21 protein-coding genes are annotated in these 17226 nt (G+C 45.0%); 6 read left to right on the top strand and 15 right to left on the bottom strand.

What is annotated here, in order from left to right; all coding sequences use genetic code 11:
* Positions 1–112: 112 nt before the first annotated feature.
* The 5 genes from OCV19_RS05070 to OCV19_RS05050 all read right to left on the bottom strand — a co-directional run bounded on the left by OCV19_RS05070 (position 113) and on the right by OCV19_RS05050 (position 4446).
* Complete coding sequence (locus OCV19_RS05070; protein ID WP_065676472.1) at positions 113–493, bottom strand: VOC family protein; 381 nt, start codon at positions 491–493, stop codon at positions 113–115.
* A gap of 145 nt (positions 494–638) precedes the next feature.
* A complete protein-coding gene (soxR, locus tag OCV19_RS05065; RefSeq protein ID WP_065676473.1) occupies positions 639–1088 on the bottom strand; it encodes a redox-sensitive transcriptional activator SoxR in 450 nt (149 codons plus the stop codon).
* Between the two features lie 164 nt (positions 1089–1252).
* A complete protein-coding gene (locus tag OCV19_RS05060) occupies positions 1253–1774 on the bottom strand; it encodes an NADPH-dependent FMN reductase (protein ID WP_065676474.1) in 522 nt (173 codons plus the stop codon).
* A gap of 325 nt (positions 1775–2099) precedes the next feature.
* Positions 2100–3662 (bottom strand): glutamate synthase-related protein, encoded by a 1563-nt coding sequence (locus OCV19_RS05055; protein ID WP_065676475.1) that lies wholly within the window; start codon positions 3660–3662, stop codon positions 2100–2102.
* Between the two features lie 226 nt (positions 3663–3888).
* Positions 3889–4446 (bottom strand): DUF1439 domain-containing protein, encoded by a 558-nt coding sequence (locus tag OCV19_RS05050; RefSeq protein WP_065676476.1) that lies wholly within the window; start codon positions 4444–4446, stop codon positions 3889–3891.
* Positions 4447–4608: 162 nt separating this feature from the next.
* Here OCV19_RS05050 and OCV19_RS05045 point away from each other — a divergent pair, with 162 nt between their 5' ends.
* From OCV19_RS05045 to OCV19_RS05030, 4 genes are all read left to right on the top strand, one after another.
* Positions 4609–4995 (top strand): thiol-disulfide oxidoreductase DCC family protein, encoded by a 387-nt coding sequence (locus OCV19_RS05045; RefSeq protein WP_065676477.1) that lies wholly within the window; start codon positions 4609–4611, stop codon positions 4993–4995.
* A gap of 222 nt (positions 4996–5217) precedes the next feature.
* Positions 5218–6540 (top strand): ABC1 kinase family protein, encoded by a 1323-nt coding sequence (locus OCV19_RS05040; RefSeq protein WP_065676478.1) that lies wholly within the window; start codon positions 5218–5220, stop codon positions 6538–6540.
* Positions 6541–6637: 97 nt separating this feature from the next.
* Positions 6638–7183 (top strand): glutathione peroxidase, encoded by a 546-nt coding sequence (locus OCV19_RS05035; RefSeq protein WP_065676479.1) that lies wholly within the window; start codon positions 6638–6640, stop codon positions 7181–7183.
* The gene (locus tag OCV19_RS05030) at positions 7180–7647 is read left to right on the top strand and encodes a DUF3429 domain-containing protein (protein ID WP_065676480.1); all 468 of its coding nucleotides are present in this window, start codon (positions 7180–7182) and stop codon (positions 7645–7647) included. Before OCV19_RS05035 ends, OCV19_RS05030 begins: the two co-directional genes overlap by 4 nt.
* A gap of 42 nt (positions 7648–7689) precedes the next feature.
* Here the strand turns inward: OCV19_RS05030 and OCV19_RS05025 are convergent, their stop codons facing one another.
* The 5 genes from OCV19_RS05025 to OCV19_RS05005 all read right to left on the bottom strand — a co-directional run bounded on the left by OCV19_RS05025 (position 7690) and on the right by OCV19_RS05005 (position 11760).
* Positions 7690–8124, bottom strand: a complete 435-nt coding sequence (locus OCV19_RS05025; protein WP_065676481.1) for a GNAT family N-acetyltransferase — start codon at positions 8122–8124, stop codon at positions 7690–7692.
* A 48-nt stretch (positions 8125–8172) separates the two neighbouring features.
* Positions 8173–8787 (bottom strand): LysE family translocator, encoded by a 615-nt coding sequence (locus OCV19_RS05020; protein WP_065676482.1) that lies wholly within the window; start codon positions 8785–8787, stop codon positions 8173–8175.
* A gap of 130 nt (positions 8788–8917) precedes the next feature.
* Positions 8918–9268, bottom strand: a complete 351-nt coding sequence (locus OCV19_RS05015) for a hypothetical protein (RefSeq protein WP_083994310.1) — start codon at positions 9266–9268, stop codon at positions 8918–8920.
* Between the two features lie 112 nt (positions 9269–9380).
* A complete protein-coding gene (locus tag OCV19_RS05010; RefSeq protein WP_065676484.1) occupies positions 9381–10817 on the bottom strand; it encodes a lipopolysaccharide biosynthesis protein in 1437 nt (478 codons plus the stop codon).
* 16 nt (positions 10818–10833) lie between these two features.
* Entirely contained in the window at positions 10834–11760 is a 927-nt protein-coding gene (locus OCV19_RS05005; RefSeq protein WP_065676485.1) for a glycosyltransferase family 2 protein, read from the bottom strand.
* 295 nt (positions 11761–12055) lie between these two features.
* Between OCV19_RS05005 and OCV19_RS05000 the strand changes: the two genes are divergently transcribed.
* Entirely contained in the window at positions 12056–13204 is a 1149-nt protein-coding gene (locus OCV19_RS05000; protein ID WP_065676486.1) for a glycosyltransferase family 4 protein, read from the top strand.
* A 200-nt stretch (positions 13205–13404) separates the two neighbouring features.
* On the opposite strand, the gene OCV19_RS04995 is transcribed toward OCV19_RS05000, so the two are convergent.
* The 5 genes from OCV19_RS04995 to OCV19_RS04975 all read right to left on the bottom strand — a co-directional run bounded on the left by OCV19_RS04995 (position 13405) and on the right by OCV19_RS04975 (position 16614).
* Positions 13405–14178 (bottom strand): ribonuclease H1 domain-containing protein, encoded by a 774-nt coding sequence (locus tag OCV19_RS04995; RefSeq protein ID WP_065676487.1) that lies wholly within the window; start codon positions 14176–14178, stop codon positions 13405–13407.
* Between the two features lie 81 nt (positions 14179–14259).
* Complete coding sequence (locus OCV19_RS04990) at positions 14260–14565, bottom strand: NIPSNAP family protein (protein ID WP_050646371.1); 306 nt, start codon at positions 14563–14565, stop codon at positions 14260–14262.
* A 50-nt stretch (positions 14566–14615) separates the two neighbouring features.
* Positions 14616–14945: an AzlD domain-containing protein gene (locus OCV19_RS04985; protein ID WP_065676488.1), complete on the bottom strand. Its 330-nt coding sequence runs from the start codon at positions 14943–14945 to the stop codon at positions 14616–14618.
* Positions 14946–14947: 2 nt separating this feature from the next.
* A complete protein-coding gene (locus OCV19_RS04980; protein ID WP_065676489.1) occupies positions 14948–15676 on the bottom strand; it encodes an AzlC family ABC transporter permease in 729 nt (242 codons plus the stop codon).
* A 104-nt stretch (positions 15677–15780) separates the two neighbouring features.
* Entirely contained in the window at positions 15781–16614 is an 834-nt protein-coding gene (locus OCV19_RS04975) for an AraC family transcriptional regulator (protein ID WP_050646374.1), read from the bottom strand.
* A 236-nt stretch (positions 16615–16850) separates the two neighbouring features.
* Here OCV19_RS04975 and OCV19_RS04970 point away from each other — a divergent pair, with 236 nt between their 5' ends.
* Positions 16851–17189, top strand: a complete 339-nt coding sequence (locus tag OCV19_RS04970; protein WP_050650325.1) for a hypothetical protein — start codon at positions 16851–16853, stop codon at positions 17187–17189.
* The last annotated feature ends 37 nt before the right edge of the window (positions 17190–17226 follow it).

Below are 17226 nucleotides of genomic sequence, written 5' to 3'. Positions count from 1 at the left end.
GAGTCATCGGGAAGCTAACAAGTCCAGAGCCGCTACTTAGCCAACTCCGAACCATCAATATGATCTAAGTATACGCCACTGTGGCATAAAATGAACAATGACATAAAGCGAACTATGGCATAAAGTGAGTCGCACAGATCTTGTTTCCATCAGGATCTCGCAAATAAGCCATGTACAAGCGACGCTCGTCAGAACCTCTCGCTCCGGGCCCGTTTTCAATGCTGGTACCGCCATTTTCGACGCCAACTCGATGCCAGTCATCTACAACTTCAGGAGAAGACGCAAGAAAACCCACCGTCATGCCGTTGCCGTGAGTCGCAGGCTGACCATCAATCGGCTGAGTTAAGCCCAACACACCCGTTTGGCTAACGTAAACACAGCGCCCTTTAGGGTCAACAGAACCTTCGCTATAACCAAGCACTTTCATGATTGGGTCATAAAAAGCCTTCGCGCGTTCAATATCTTCGGTACCGAGAAAAACATGGCTGAACATAACTAACCTCTTCTTTTATTGAAAGAACCATCTAAACTAGACCTATAATTCGTGTTTGTCTAGGTACGCTATTCGTCACAACTGTTGCTTAACCCATTGAGCAAAAACCTGAAACTTAGTTCGCTGCTCCATGCCTTTGGGACACTCAGTTAGTCTGGTCAACGATCCGTTGTGCGCCCTGCCCTTGGTCATGCAAGATATCATCAGGATTTAGCAAGTTGCACTTTTGCATACTCAAGCATCCGCAACCGATACAGCCTGTTAAGTTCTCTTGTAGCGATTTAATTTGCGCCATTTTACTGTCGAGTTGCCCCTGCCACTTCTTAGCAACGCGCTCCCAATCTCGCTTAGTCGCGGTATGGTTCATCGGCAGTGTCGATAATTCTTCGGTGATCTCTTCCAACGTGAAGCCTATCGACTGTGCGACTTGTATCAACGCAATTCGTCTCAACATCGCCGACTGATAACGGCGCTGATTTCCGTTAGTACGAATCGAAGCAATCAACCCCTTGGTTTCGTAAAAGCGCAGCGCTGAAGGAGCGACACCGCTTCGCTCTGACAGCTGACCAATGGTGAGGTATACGATGTTTCTCATTACGACACTATCCTTGAGATCATAAATATTTAAAGCTTACTTTAACTTTATAATAACGACCAATTCTCATTTTAACTAATTAATGTCCTTAAACTTTGACTGCGGGCTCAACGAAACGCAGTCATGAACATGGCTGCTTTGTCTAATTGAAGGTCATTCGATTTCTAAATCTGATTCATGATCGATTTCAAGTTCTCGGCCATCTCGGCATTGATGATCTCACCCGTTTCTACATTAAAGTTGTCGTAGAAACTTGGCACCGACATCGACCCCTTCACATCAGCATCAAAGTAAGGTGCAGAATGTACCGCAGACGACAACACAGAGCTTGCGCCACCGGGGCCTGGTGATGTGGAGAGCATCACAACAGGTTTGCCTTGGTACACTTTCATGTCGATTCGTGATGTCCAATCAAACACATTCTCAAAGGCTGCGGTGTATGAACCGTTGTACTCTGCAAAAGAGATGACCACAGCATCTGCTTCGCCAATCTTGCTAAAAAAGCGCTGCGCGTGTTGATGAACGCCAGACTCTTTTTCTCTGTCTTCACTGTAAATGGGCATCTCGAAATCATTAAGATCGAGCACCTCTACTTGTGCGCCCTCAACTAAGCTTGCGGTGTACGCTGCCAATTGTTGGTTAATCGATGCTTTACTGTTGGTCGCGCCAATCGCTAATACTTTCATTGTTGATCCTTGTTCAGTTTTCTCACCTTTATGCACTCATGACTTCAATTACGGAGCTCAAAGTTCATAACTGAAGATTCGTAACGTCTGTTTGATAACATCAAAATCTGCACTAGGTGACAAGGTGATAGATTGTGTTTTTAGATTGGGGATGATGATAAAACCTCAAGTTAACTTTAGGTAAAGCGATATTTTCAAAAAATAGGAAATAACTTAAAAACACTTATAAAGCAGTTAATTACGAAAGGTTAAACATAGGTTGGCATTACACAGGAAAAAGTCAGCACACCCAAAATACAGTGAGTGTGCTTTATCGAAGTATTATTTACTTAAGTTGATTTAATGGACTGACACCAGAGTAAGCGACACCGGATAGCTCGGCCATTTCGCGATTCCATGTCGCCAAATCGTGAGGGTTAAACTGATTCAAATGGTCATGACCGCACGCTCTCGCCATCACTTGCATCAACTCAGTCGAGGCTTCGAAGAAGTTCTTCAATTGATTCGATGCCTTCTCGACATTTAACCGTTGGCGTAAATCGGCTTTTTGAGTCGCGATGCCCGCCGGGCAATTATTGGTGTTACACATTCGGGCGGCAACACACCCTATCGACTGCATGGCACTGTTCGAGATAGCGACACCATCTGCACCAAGCGCCATCGCTTTTACAAAGTCCATTGGAACACGAAGCCCACCAGTAATGATTAAGGTGACTCTGTCACTTACGCCTTGCTTGTCTAGATAGGCTCTGGCACGAGCAAGCGCTGGAATAGTTGGCACGCTAATATGGTCACGGAACATTTCTGGCGCCGCCCCAGTACCACCGCCTCGACCATCCAAAATGATGTAATCGGCACTGGCATCAAGCGCAAACTGAATATCCTCTTCAATATGATTGGCACTCAACTTGAAACCAATTGGGATTCCGCCTGTCACTTCTCGAACTCGGTCGGCGAACTTTTTGAAATCCTCGACGGTTTTTAGATCAACAAAGGTGGGTGGAGAAATCGCGGCTGTACCTGCTTCAATACCACGCACCTCAGCTATCTTGCCAATGTTCTTCGCCCCAGGTAGGTGACCACCTGTTCCGGTTTTAGCACCCTGCCCACCCTTAAAATGGAAGGCTTGGACATTTTTGAGCTTAGATTCATCGTAGCCAAATTGTGCGCTGGCTAATTCATAAAAGTAACGTGAGTTCGCCGCTTGCTCTTCGGGCAACATACCGCCCTCACCCGAGCAAATTCCCGTTCCCGCCAGCTCCGCGCCTGTCGCTAAAGAAATTTTCGCTTCTTCAGATAACGAACCAAAACTCATATCAGAAACAAATAAGGATATGTTCAACTTGAGTGGCTTTTTCGCTTTTGGCCCAATAATAAGCTCAGTACCGACGGGCACATTTTCCAATAACGGTTTGGTCGCCATTTGTGCAACCATCACTTGAATATCATCCCAGTGAGGTAATAGATATCTTGGAACACCCATTGAAGTCATTGGCCCATGGTGACCCACTTTGGATAAGCCATCTCGTGCTAATTGATGAATGAATTCGACCGTGGGCTCTTCTTTGGTTGCAGAAGCCGCAGGTGAGAGATCGGGCGTTGCCGCTTGGATGTGAACATCGGGGCCTTCTTGGCCCACTTGCTCAGCCGTAAACTGTTTATGGGTGCCATCACAGAAAGGGAGGTTGTTCGAATACTTACAGCGGCACAGGTAAGCGTCGCCGGTTTCCTGGGCCACGAAACTCTTCGGTTTGAAGCCCGTTCCTGCATGAGAACCATCACAAAACGGTTGGTTTTTCGATTTCCCACAGGTACAGAAGTAATACTCCTCCCCTTCTGTTAGCTCGACCTTAACGGGTTTGTTATCCGCTATTACTGGATTCTTCATAGTTCGCTCACCTTTTCTTTCTTATGATTTGATGACTGAAGCGATGACTTGCTCACAAGAGTAAAGTAAAGGTGAGATACGCGGCTAATTCAATAAATGAGCCAGAGAAAACAATCTGGATAGACAGCCTAAAAACAGAAATCTTGCTGATTCAACACAAACAAAAATGGCCACCAAATCGGCAGCCATTGTGTTTTAAATCTGAGTCTAAGCTAAACGTGAAAGGTTAATCGAATAACTCGATGACCAACTTGTTGTCTTTAATCACTAGATTAGGTTCCGATGACTTGATCAATGACTCTTGAACCTTGTTGCTGTCCAGTTTATAAACTGGCGACTGAGACAACGCAAAACCAATCATAGAAACGGCAGGCTTAAGTAGTTTGGCGACCTCAGGAGAAAGCTGTTTGTCTTTTTCTTCAAAGCGCTCTAAACGCAATGATTTCAAATAAATCTCGCCACTCTCTTTGTCGTATTCAGGAATCGCACTGAACTCGATATCAAGATCCAACCTCATGTTCGGCACGTTAAACACCTGAACTTGTGCATTGGTATTCGCCAGAACAGACACACGCTCGGCATCAGCTCGGCCAATTTGCACCGCTAAGTCATCGACAGCGACTTGCGCATACATAACGTTTTGAACACCGACTTCTTGCTCTAACATCACTGAATCTTGTAGGTAGTTCGTCATTTCTTGTTCAGTCACGCTATAGCTAACACAACCACCTAGCATTAGGGTTATGAAGGCTATAATGAAGCGGCTCATTGATTTCGTTGTCATTGGGGATCGACTCTTAATATGTAATTGCATGGAACGGATTTTACCTCGAGATGGCACTGTAAAATAGTCGTCACAATTACAGTGTCGGATAACTGAGCAAAATGATCCACCTAATCGGTGATTGCGTATAGTTTGTAATTGGTAAAAATAGTAAGGGAAGCAATGACTTCATTAACGATATTTTACGATGGGACATGCCCGTTGTGCGCAAAGGAGATAGCGGCACTTGCAAAGCATGATGTCGAGAATAAGATTCAAACCATCGATATCTACAGTGAAGCCTTTTCAGACTACCCTCAGATTGATGCCGACGCAGCCAACACCGTTTTGCATGCACTGGATGAGAATGGAAAACTGCTGCTAGGTTTAGACGTGACCTACCAAGCGTGGCGCTTAGTAGGAAAAGGTTGGCTATACGCCCCTTTACGTTGGGCGATATTCAAGCCAGTGGCCGACTGGTGTTATCTTCGGTTTGCCAAGAACCGATACAAAGTCTCTTTCTGGTTAACCGGAAAGTCGCGCTGCGATGGGAACAGCTGCACAAAATAGCGCTTGGTTAAGACATACCACTCGCGACTTTGTAATACACCACACCAAACAGCGCAGCAAAAACTAAAACGGTAACCGCGACTTTTAACCAAATAAACTTCATGTTTTGCCCTTTAAATTCTGTTTACTGTTTCGCTAGACAAGTTACCACAACAAAACATTCGGTTGGGTAATGATTTATAGAACTTTGTAGTGATTCTTGATAACTAAGTGAGAACCTTTATGTCGGCAAAAGAGAGAAACCTTCCCACTCATCGAATTTCTAGATTCAGTAAGTTTGCCTCGCTGGCAACAAGGGTCGCGGGTAATGTGCTAACGGAAGGCACCAAGCAAATAGCACAAGGCAACAGGCCCAAAGCAAAAGACTTACTGCTAACGCCACAAAACATTGCTCGTCTAACCGATCAACTCGCACACCTGCGCGGTGCAGCAATGAAACTGGGGCAGATGCTATCAATGGATGCAGGCGATGTCTTAGAACCTGAATTAGCCGACATTCTTTCTCGCCTGCGCTCAGACGCAGATCCTCTGCCAACAAAGCAGCTCAACCAAGTGTTAGAAAGCTCACTCGGCATCAACTGGAAAGCCGAATTCCTTTCCTTCAACTTTAAACCTATTGCCAGCGCATCTATAGGCCAGGTTCACCAAGCCTATAGCGATGCGGGAGACAAACTCGCCGTCAAAGTCCAATACCCTGGCATTCGAAAAAGTATCGACAGTGATGTGGATAACGTTGGTACATTGCTCAATATTGTTGGGTTGATACCAAAGTCAGTCGATTACAAAGGCTTGTTAGAAGAGGCAAAAAAACAACTACATGATGAAGCCGACTATGCTCGTGAGGCAGAGTATGCGACTCGTTGTCAAAATGCATTAAAAGAGCACTCTCACTTCGTCGTGCCTAAGATTCATACGCAAATCTCATCAGAATCGGTGCTCGCCATGGACTTTATTGAGGGCATCTCGATAGAGCAAATTGAAGGTTATGATCAAAGTACTCGAGATTTTGTGATGCACAGCTTGCTCGAGTTAATGTTCAAAGAGCTGTTTGACCTCAAGATGGTGCAAACCGATCCTAACTTCGCCAATTACTTGTATGTAGAACAAACACGACAGATTGGCTTATTGGATTTCGGTGCCACCCGTGAATACAGTGACCGATTCAGTGATGGCTATCGTTTGGCCTTTACCTCTGTTGTTAATCAAGACGAATCAGGGCTCAATCAAGCACTCGAACAGATTGGGTTCTTTAGCGAAGCCATACTGCCCGAGCAGCGCCAAGCCATTCTTAACTTAGTGACTATGGCCTGCGAACCCATGTTGGTAGACGAAGACTACGATTTTAAAGCCAGCGGACTCGCTCAACGACTGCGTGAAGCTGGCACCATCTTGAGCATGGAGCAAGAGTATTGGCACACGCCACCAGCTGACGCCCTATTCCTCCATCGTAAAATCGGTGGCATGTATCTGTTAGCCGCTCGCCTTGGTGCAAGGGTGAACATAAGTCGTTTGGTCGCTCCATATCTCATCAGCGATGACACTTGATTCGTTCATAAATAGTGACGGTTAATGATTAGCAGAGTGATCATTTCAAATCGTTGAACAGTAATAACAGTTACGCCAACTAAAATGAGTCAGACTTATGAAACATTCACTGCTGTGCTCCACCGCCCTAATCACGAGCCTAACAAGTTCATTCGCTTTTTCAGCGAGCTGCCCTGAGATACTTAACGGCAAACAAAGGCTGTTAAATTCAAACGAAGAGATTGAGCTGTGTGAAGAGTTTCAAGGCAAGACTTTATTAATCGTGAATACGGCAAGCCAATGCGGTTTCACGCCTCAGTTCGAACAACTTGAGCAGCTTCACCAAACGTATAAAGATGAAGGGTTCACGGTTGTTGGTTTCCCAAGTAATGATTTTCGCCAAGACAGAGGAAGCGAGGAGCAATCCGCTAAAATCTGCTACCTAGATTATGGTGTGACTTTTCCGATGATGGCGCGCGCTTCACTCTCAGGGCCAAACGCAAACCCAGTCTTTGCCGAAATCCAACAACAAGCCGGTATCAAACCAAAATGGAATTTCTACAAGTTCTTGGTCAGCAAAGAAGGCAAAGTGATAGCAACCTTCCCGAGTTCTACATCGCCAACCAGTAGTACCCTCAAAAATGCAATAGAGCAGCAGCTATGAGGTCAGATTACTTGGAGACAACTCAAACACGAAACACCATGGCCAAGCTCGGTTATATGGGTTTAATTCCCTTTTTGTTCGGTCTACTGTTGTCACTCACCGACAGCCAATTCTTTAGCTTGAGCGGCGAAACACTCTTCATCACCTACAGCGTGGTTATCTTGAGCTTTTTGTCGGGCATTTTGTGGGGCAATGGGATAGAGAACTTCGAAAGCCAATCCAGCAACAAGGCTCTGATTCTAAGCAATGTTATTGTGCTGGCAGCGTGGCTAGCCGTGCTACTCGGTGAGCAGCAAGAGTTCCTCACCACAGTGATTCTGATCTTAGGCTACATTGCGGTTTGGCGAGCGGAGAGGTCAATGAGAGAAGAGAACCAAAGTGAAGGCCCCGATGGCTATTTTGATATGCGAACCCGACTGACCTCTAGCGTGGTGTTAATGCACGGTATCGTGATGTTGACCTAAGCGCGTGATGCCTGCCCCTAGATAGACACAATGAAACGGAAACTAGACGATGAGCTGCATGACCAAACGAGGCTCATCGTCACCAAAATAATTGCTCTCTTCTTTGATGGTCACGAAACCCATCGACAAGTACAACTCACAAGCCGAGCTGTTGTTTGGGTCAACAGTAAGCAACAGCTTGGAATCTTGTGACAATGTTTCTATCGCCTGTTGCATCAATGAACGGCCAATCCCCATGCCTCGGTAAGCAGTATTAACAGCCAGTGACAAAACCCAATACTCTTGTTGTTTGTCGGTTGGCGTCATTAACACGTAGCCCGCAACCTCCGAATCCTGTTTCGCCACCAACAAGCCCTTCCCCCAGCAATCAAATGCCTGACGAAAGAAAAACAACGGATAGGCGTGATCGCCAAATAAAGCATGTTCAAGCTGGTAGATATGAGCCAGTTCTTGTTTTTCCGCACAAACAACATTCATACATCGACCTTAAATAGATTAACTATAAACTAAAAAGCAAAATGAGAACTACTGACGGCTCACTAACAAATTCGCACCAGATAAGGCAAGAAACACAGAACATGCTTTATTAAAGCGCTTGGCCATTTGAGGTTTTGAAAACCAATTTCGTAGATATAAACCAAAGGCCGCATAGATAGAAATCGCGAGCATTTCTAATACAAGAAACGTGCTTCCTAAAACAAAGAATTGAGTATTTACGTTCGCTGAAACATCGACAAATTGAGGAAGGAATGCAGTAAAAATGAGTATCGCTTTTGGATTGCCCGCCGCGAGTGCAAACTCTTGTTTAACCAGACCAAACCAGTTCTTATTTCGCTCGATATCCGCGACCGGGCTGGCTTGTGAGCGCCATAGGTTGAACGCGAGCCACAACAGATACATCGCGCCAAATACCTTGATAAGGAAAAACAACGTTTCAGAGGTGTAAAGCACAACTGCTAAGCCGGATGCAGCCAAAGCAATCATGCCAGAAAAAGCGAGGATTCTTCCCAAGCCCGCTACAAAGGCGACCTGAAACCCATAACAACGGGCGTTGTTCATTGATAACAAATTGTTTGGGCCCGGTGTCATGTTGAGCGCAAAACAAGCGGGGATGAACAGCAGTAACTTCCAGATTTCCATTGGTGCTTCCTAATTGCCAGATGCCGCGGTGATTGAATCGTTGAACGAGACTTTACCTTTTATAACAGCATTTAATATCTTTGGTAGCAACATTTGAAAGCAGTAACCATTCTCTGGCGCACCGTGCTAATTAGTTCTTAAAAAATTTCTCATATTCTGGCGTAGACAAATTTTCCGCGACGCCAATTTCACCGACAATATAGATAGCACTCGCAAGGGTTTCGATGGTTTGGTTAGGCTCCCTATCGGGCACTTCACCAACAACAGGAACGGGCTGACGTGCAGATGTTGAATTGCAGACTACGCTTTCACAAACGATGTTGTGTTGTTCCTGTTGAGAAACTTCAGGTGGCTTAAAATCCGGTGAATTGAAGTCGGGAGCAGTAATACCCTCACTTGAAAAATCAGAGGCGCTGTATGAGGCCGCTGAAAGCATTGAGAGGAGCATCCACTTATTCATATATCTTTCCATAGTTAGCATTCATTGAATTTATAAATACTATCTAATCCAAATCATTATGAACAGCGTTTTATTATGACTATTTGAATTTTGATTTGCTTAATGAAGCTCTTCATGGCCTGAATGATGTGGTTTAGCCAACATGTGAATGCTTGCCGAGTGTCAATTTATCAAGCAGAGTTTGAGGAATAACGATGACCGAATATTTAACAAAGGCCACCAGCGTTATTAGTGCAACACAGACACCTAAAACAAAGTCATGAACATGAGCGAATACCAAGCCAAGAAGTCGGTCACAAGCGATAGCCACAACAGCGATACTGACTGCGGTTAACCACTTACTGTGTTGATACGGTAAATATTCCATCGATTGACTGACAAAATATAGGAGCAACAACCTTAAGGTATAAGTGCCGCAAAGAACGAAGATAACGCCCCCCACGCCAAATATCGGTGTCACTGTAAAATAACCAATGGCAGCCAGTATCGCGCACCCTCCTTGAACCCACATTTGCGATTGACTCGAATCGCCACTGAAACAACCAAGGTTAAGATAATCACCTGCGTTTTTGATAACGCTGATGGCAAGCAAAGCGACAACAAGAGTCCCTGCATATTGATAACTGCTTGGCAAAATTAAAGAGATAAAACCGGGCACCGTTAGAATCATCAAAGAGCCCAAAACAATCGCGAAATTCACTCCGACTAAGGCACTATCAGCACACTTTTTACTACCTCCCGGTTGTTGAAGCATAGCGACACGGTTTGGAAACCACCACAGAGCATAAGGCTGCAGTAGCAAACCCAGAAGCAACGCAAACTTGCCACTGACCGCATACATCGCCAGTTCTTCCACCCCAACAAAGCTCGCCATCACCCAACGATCTAACCCTGTGATCATGTACATTGACGCACCACCCATCAAAGCAGGCAGTCCAAACTTTAAGATCTTTGCTGAGTATTTGAAGCAGCCAAAAGTTCCCATCTCTTGCCACTGATAACGCACTAAACAAACCATGAGTAACACGCTAGATACCGCCGCTGAGATCAACACGCCATCAATCCCATATCCAGTCTCAAGCAGCGCAAAAGTCATCGAGGCTTGAACGCCAGCTTTGAAGACATTGAGCAAGCAAAAACGTTTCGCCATCGCATTCATTCGCATTAAGGTAAGCGGAATAGAGATCGCTCCGTCGAGCATGACAGGGATAAGGAGAAGGAGAATTTGGTACGGCTGAAACTCTACGGGCAGCATGAATATTAATAACGGCATACTGAGCGCAATTAAAGCGCCCCCTAGCACACACACCAAAACACTTAACGTGAAACAGTTCGAGACCAGCTTTAGCTTTTCATCACCCTCGACGACACCCACATACCGGTACATTGCCTCAACAATCCCAAAGCTAAATAGGATCGTCCCGATGTCAGCCAACAAGACGATGGCTTCTAAAGAACCGTATTCAGCCAACGTCATCTTATGGGTGATATAGGGGATCATCACGAGCGAGATCCCTTTCATCATCACGATGCCGATGGCGTAATAGGCCGACTGTTTTAATGAACCCATAGAAGTCACCTATTCCTTACAATGCAGGCATCAGGAAACTTTTACAGTCCCCAAGAAGATGTCGTAAGGTTCTTTTTTGAGGAGCCAACGCTAACGAGCGGATGCTATAAGACATGGCCCGTCGGTTCTGTTGTAAGCCTCTGTAATAGTCGGCGTAACCTTCTAGTATTCGTGCCTTTGCAATTTTGAAACTGGACGTCCGTAAGTTCCATCTCAGACCGTCATCTTGGTAACGTTGAAGAATGGTTTCGATAGACTGCAAATTTCTCAATTTAAGACTTTCAGTTTGGGTAACGGAACTCGCTCTCATCAAGTAACCAACCTGCACGGAGTTCAACACACCGATCTGATGACTTTCACTCATTCGAAGCCACAGTTCCCAATCTTCCCCATACTTAATGTCAGCATTGAAACTGTCTGTTTGAGAAAACACATCCGCTTTCACCATCACCGTTGATGTTCCAATCACATTGTTTTCAATGATGAACTCTAATGGGTTTTCTATATTAATAAACGCTTCATCTTGGTCTTGAAACTGCGACCAGTAACTAAAGCAGTCGACTATCACTTGGTAATCTTCAGTAAGATGTTCGTAGTTAGTAAAGCTCATCGCGAGATCTGGGTATCGTTGATGAAATTCGAGTTGGCGCTCAATTTTTTCTGGAAACCAGAAGTCGTCCGCGTCTAAAAAAGCGATGTATTCACCAGTCGCCTTTTCAATCCCTAGGTTTCTCGCTTGAGGCGCGCCAACACCCAAAGTGGATAATTTAATGATGCGTTCATCATGGATTGACGCGAGATACGTCGACGTTCCATCGTTGCTGTTGTCGTCAATAATGATCAACTCCACGTCTTGATGTGTCTGCTTCAGTACGCTGCCAATCGCCTTCGGCAGGTAATCCAAACAATTGTAGGTAGGAATAACAACACTTACTTTAGCCATAATGACGCCCTCATAATTATACGTTATATGGCTGACGTTGCATGTTCTATGCCGAGAATGTATTGCTATGAAATCACTTTTAGATCAGTAGCCTACGCAGACACTCTCAAAATGACGAACAGGGTGATCAGACATGAGCGTCAAAACTCCAATTTGATTATCAATTTGAGAAAATGAGCGACTTCTTGGGGGATAACCTTCGGAAAACCATCGAAAAGCCCTCCAAAACTACGATTTTATCTTGGTTCGTATTTTGCTTATTTGACTTTAATAGCATTAGTCAAAGGAGCATAAAATGAAGAAAGTAGCATTTATAGCACCAACTTATCCTGTACTCAGTGAGACCTTCATCCAAACAGAAGTCGACTCGGTGAAAGCTTGTGGACACGATGTTTGCGTGATGGCATTTGAGATAGAAGAGAGTGAAAAGTCATTTGACTATGACATTGTTAAAATTGGTCGAGATGTTCGAATTGGTAAGGTCACAAACATCAATTGGTTTGGCTTTGTCAGGGCGATATCCTTTGTTTCCAAGCAAACCAGTATGCCTAAAAAGTCATTGTTTGCTTATGGATTCAAACTGGCGCTGCAACTCGCGGAAAATGACGTCGAACACGTTCATGCGCATTTCTGTCAGCACACCACAGCTCACGCCATCGTCGCGGCAAAACTGTTGAACATCACCTGTTCATTCGTGGCTCACGGTCATGATGTTTACGAATTCGCTTATGACATTGAGCAGAAAATTTCTTCGAGTGATTTTGTGGTCGCAGTGTGCAAAGACATGCTCACTGATTTCAACACCATGGCTAAGGGAAACATTAAGCTCCTGCACTGCGGAGTGAATACCAAACAATTCCAACTCACCCCCAAAACCGAAACGAAGCAACTTCGCTTTGTTTTTCTTGGTCGATTAGTGGAGCAAAAAGGTATCCACCATCTTATTGATGCATTGGCACCGATTGCCGAACCTCTCGACATTCATCTCGATATCATCGGTACTGGCGATTTAGAGCAACAATTAAAATTGCAGGTCAAAGAAAAAGGACTTGCTCGAAACGTGACCTTTCTTGGCGCGAAACCTCACGAGTGGGTGAAAGAGAAACTATCGAACTATGACAGCCTAATCGCGCCCTTCTGTTTTTCCGAAACCGGGTGTGTGGATACAGGGCCACTGGTTTTAAAAGAAGCGATGGCCGTGGGAACACCCGTCATTACCACCAACATCATGGGATGCAAAGAGATCGTCTCACCAGAGACAGGTTTTGTGGTTAGCGAAAAAAACGTGGAAGAATTAAGAGAAGCGATTGAGCGTTTCGCGCAGCTGAGCAGTAACGATAAAACATCGATGGGTTTAAAGGCACGTGAGAGAGTGAAAGACAGTTTTAATTCGATCAAACAAGCTCAGCAATTATCTCGTTGGATAGAGAACCCAGCTCAATAAGGATTAACTCAGGCAGAGGCAGTAAGCATCGCAAGGACTGCTACGTCTCACAAGAACGACTATGCACCATAAAAAACGGAGCAACACAAAAACAAAAGAGCGCTACATCCATTTGAAATGTAACGCTCAACTTAGCACTGCCTAATGATGGCGACTTATGCTTTCAGTAACTTTCATTAGCTTTTCATTAAGAAGCCTAGCTAGCCTGCTCGCAGTGCCAAAATAGACTCAATATCGTCGATGTCACGATATTGAGCTAGCTCCTGCTCTTTCGATGAAATAGCTACAATCGACATTCTATCGGCCAATTCGTTACCTTCAATACCAACGTGACCATTCACATGGTAGATGGTAATTTTTGAAGCCAGTTCTTGGTAGAGAGCATACGCAGGCTTAATAATATCGAGGTTTTTGATCTCGCCGCCCGACTTAGTCCAGCCCTTTTTCTCCCAGCCCGTTGCCCACTTAGTAATACAATCAATTGAGTACTTAGAGTCACAATAAATCGCAACAGACAGACCCGCGTTTAACTTCTCTTTCGCGAGAATAAACGCTTGCTTAAGCCCATGTAACTCGGCGGTATTGTTGGTACCAACAGGCTGATACAATCCATACCACAATTCTGTTAATTGGTTGTTTTGGTATACCGCTAAACCCGTCCCCGCTTCACCAGGATTTGGCTCACAAGCACCATCGGTAAAGATCTTGATATCAAAAGGCATATCTGTGATTTGCTGCTCCGAAAGAGGCGGCACCTTCACTTTCGTCGCCTTACCCGCAGAGCTTGGCTTTGTCGCTGTAGAACCTGACGCAGACGACGTTTTACCACCGAAAGCAGACTCAGCCTCGCCTAGTGTTGGAAACGATTTATATCTCGCACCAGCAAAGCCATCGACTTGCGCTTTACACTCGTTCCAAGTGGTAAAAATACCCGGTGTACGACCTTTCCAAACCACATAATATTTCTTAGCCAAACTAACTCCTTACCAGAACCTAAACACACAAACAGCGAATCAGTACATTAGATGCCACCAAGCTATACGTTGCAAGGTCTATCACTCTAAAACAGGTCTAAAAAAGCTGCGTTCATAACTCACGATGCAATCAACTTCGTCTGCAAATTCAAACGCTTCAATACACTCGGCATCGCTCAGCGATTTAATCCGATATTCTTCATAGGCAGCCAGACTTTCAAAGGTAAACAGCGCCAAGGCAATATTGTTCGCCCCTTCCGACGGTAAGAAATAACCATTGTGTTGACCTCCGAATTTAGCGACCAAAGGAATCCACATTTTTGCGTATGTCTCGAACTCATTTACCTTTTTAGGATCAATCACATACCGAACATAACAAGTAATCATATTTATACAGCCCTTAAATCGTGAGAGAAACATAAAGCCGAAATTGGAACTCAAGAGAAAAGGTAATCAACCGCGACAAGATTGTAGAACAAGAACACCGCCATGCTGACGCCGATAGTAAGTAGCACGTTGCCTGTTTTCCAAATCAGCACGCCAGTCACCAACGCACCTATCAAGTAAGGATTTTCAAGGCTTGGCCAAAATGTTTGTTCTGGTGCAAATACAATCGGCCCCCAAATTGCGGTAAGCACCGCGGGGCTTGAATAGCGTAACAGGCGCCTTGCGGTTTGATTGAGTCGAAGCGGGATTGCAGGCTCAAGAAACAGATACCGACTAAAGAAAACAATCGCTGTCATAAGGAATATCGTTAACCAAATCATCTCTATTTCCCCTCCACAATTGTCTTGTTGCCTTTGTTTCGCTCTTGGAACGATTCGCTGATAAAGCCCGCTAACATACCGGCAATCGCTGCAATCATTAGCCCGCCCTCAATATTGTTAACCGACATGGCAACCGAAGCAACCAATGAAACCACCACACACACTACGACGGGTAGAGTTCGGATTAATGGGAACACCAAGGCGATAAAGGTTGCTGCGACCGCGAAGTCGAGCCCAATCTCGTTAAGTGATGGAATTTGGCTTCCCGCGACAATGCCAACAAAGCTCGCGATATTCCAAACAAGATAAAAACCGCCGCCTACACCCGCAGCATACCAACGATTAAACTCTTGCTGAGACTGCCCACTACAAATCGCAAACAGCTCGTCGGTGAGCCAAAAGCCCAGCAATAAGCGCCAACGAGCCGGAAGGTGACTGATTTTGTCGCGCATCGATACGCTATACAGAAAGTGCCTTGAGGTGATGAACAGTGTGGTCAACAACATGGTGCCTAAACCAATACCCGCTTTGAACATACCCGCGGCGACAAGTTGCGCTGAGCCAGCAAACAAAATAGCCGACATCGCTTGCGCTTGAAGCTGACTCAATCCAGCATCTATCGCATATGAGCCCGCTAGAATTCCCCAAGGGATTACTGCAATGCTCAAAGGCATTCCCGCTAAAACGCCCTTCCATAACTGTGTTCGTCTATCCATTGTTTCACTATCCATATAGTTCTTTTCTCTCTTCACATTGGCTATTCAATGTAAGAGGAGTTGAGTCGGTTCGATTGTACAAACTTGCTCGATTTCGCGAACGAATTAAGGTGTCCGATTTAGAGCATTTTGATGTATTGCCCCGGCGTGTAGCCATTGGCCTTTTTGAAGTGTCGATGAAAATGGCTTTGGTCGTGAAAGCCACACTCTTGCGCGGTATCTGAAATGGTATGTCCTTGTTTCAATAACTTACGCGAAAGCCTTAATCGTGATTGGATTTGATACGCATGTGGCGGAAGACCAAACTCTTTTTGAAAAGAACGCACTAAGTGAAACGGGCTCAATGCCGCTAACTTAGATAGTTCGTCTAGGGAAACATCGGCTTGTGGAAAGTCATCTAAGAACTCTTTAACCAGAACGAGCTGACGCTGAGTTTTCCCATCGAGTTGGGGGTTAAGCGGCGATTTTCCATGTCGGCTAATCAGCTTAACCAACATCCCATACATTAAGGTCTCTCTTAACAGGCGATTATCGGATTCATCGATCGTGTTGAAGACCAACCTCAATTGATTGGCGAGTTCAGGGTCTTCAACAACCGCTCTTGGGAAATAAGGCGCGCCGTAATTCGGTAGGTTAAGCTCTTGAGTGATCTTGGCAAGTTGCTCTGGGAGTGGATACATGGCTCGATACGCCCAACCGCCTTCAGTGGCAGAGTGACCGCTATGAACTTCGTCGGCATTGACCAGAATAATCGCATTTTGTGGTGCAATATGATGCCCGCCCGTTCGATAGAAACGCTGAGCGCCCTGCTCGATGACTCCCAGCGTGTAGCCCTCGTGGCTATGGCGCGAGAAGTTCTGCTTTTCGTATTCAGCATTAAGAATTTCAAGGCCACCGAGCTCTTCGGTTATCTTATATTCGGCCTTTTCTTTAGAGCGTTTCTTGTTCTCCATAACAATTACCAAGCCTGTTGATTATCGAGCGACTTATCAGTCTACTCTATAGTCTCTTTCAGCTTTTGTACAAAATTGCGCTTTTGTTTGTTAATGCCGTTTTTGTCGTTGGCTTAATAACGCTTTCGAACTGGGAGGAAAGTCTTGGTCTATAACTAGTTGGCAAAAAATTGACAATAATTTAATCATACACGCCAATACTGTCTTCAAATCATCGGCAATAGACCTGATACACCATGAAAAATACGCTAATCCTTTTCTTTTTCCTGAGCCTTACAGGCTGTACGCACAATCAATCCAAGGCACTGAGCATGAATTCCTCGTCGGTTAACACATACCCACAATCGATGTCGAACCTGCAACTGTGCGACACCTTGTATTACGGGCGCTCAAGTAACCAGACTCTCGCAGCAATTGGCAGTGAATTCAATCGAAGAGGATTATCCAAGAGTTGGTGTGACACCGAAACCAACAAACTTTATCTAACAAAGACAATCGATTGGGTTGCTGACCAAGTAGAAGATAAAGAAGATTCAGACGAAGAAGCGTCGGCAGTGGTGTTGCCTGCGAATTAAGAAAGATGAAATGTTCTTGAACAAGAAAAAGGCAAAC

This window comes from Vibrio celticus (assembly GCF_024347335.1).
Classification (GTDB): domain Bacteria; phylum Pseudomonadota; class Gammaproteobacteria; order Enterobacterales; family Vibrionaceae; genus Vibrio; species Vibrio celticus.
This window is presented reverse-complemented; position numbering and strand designations above follow the sequence as displayed.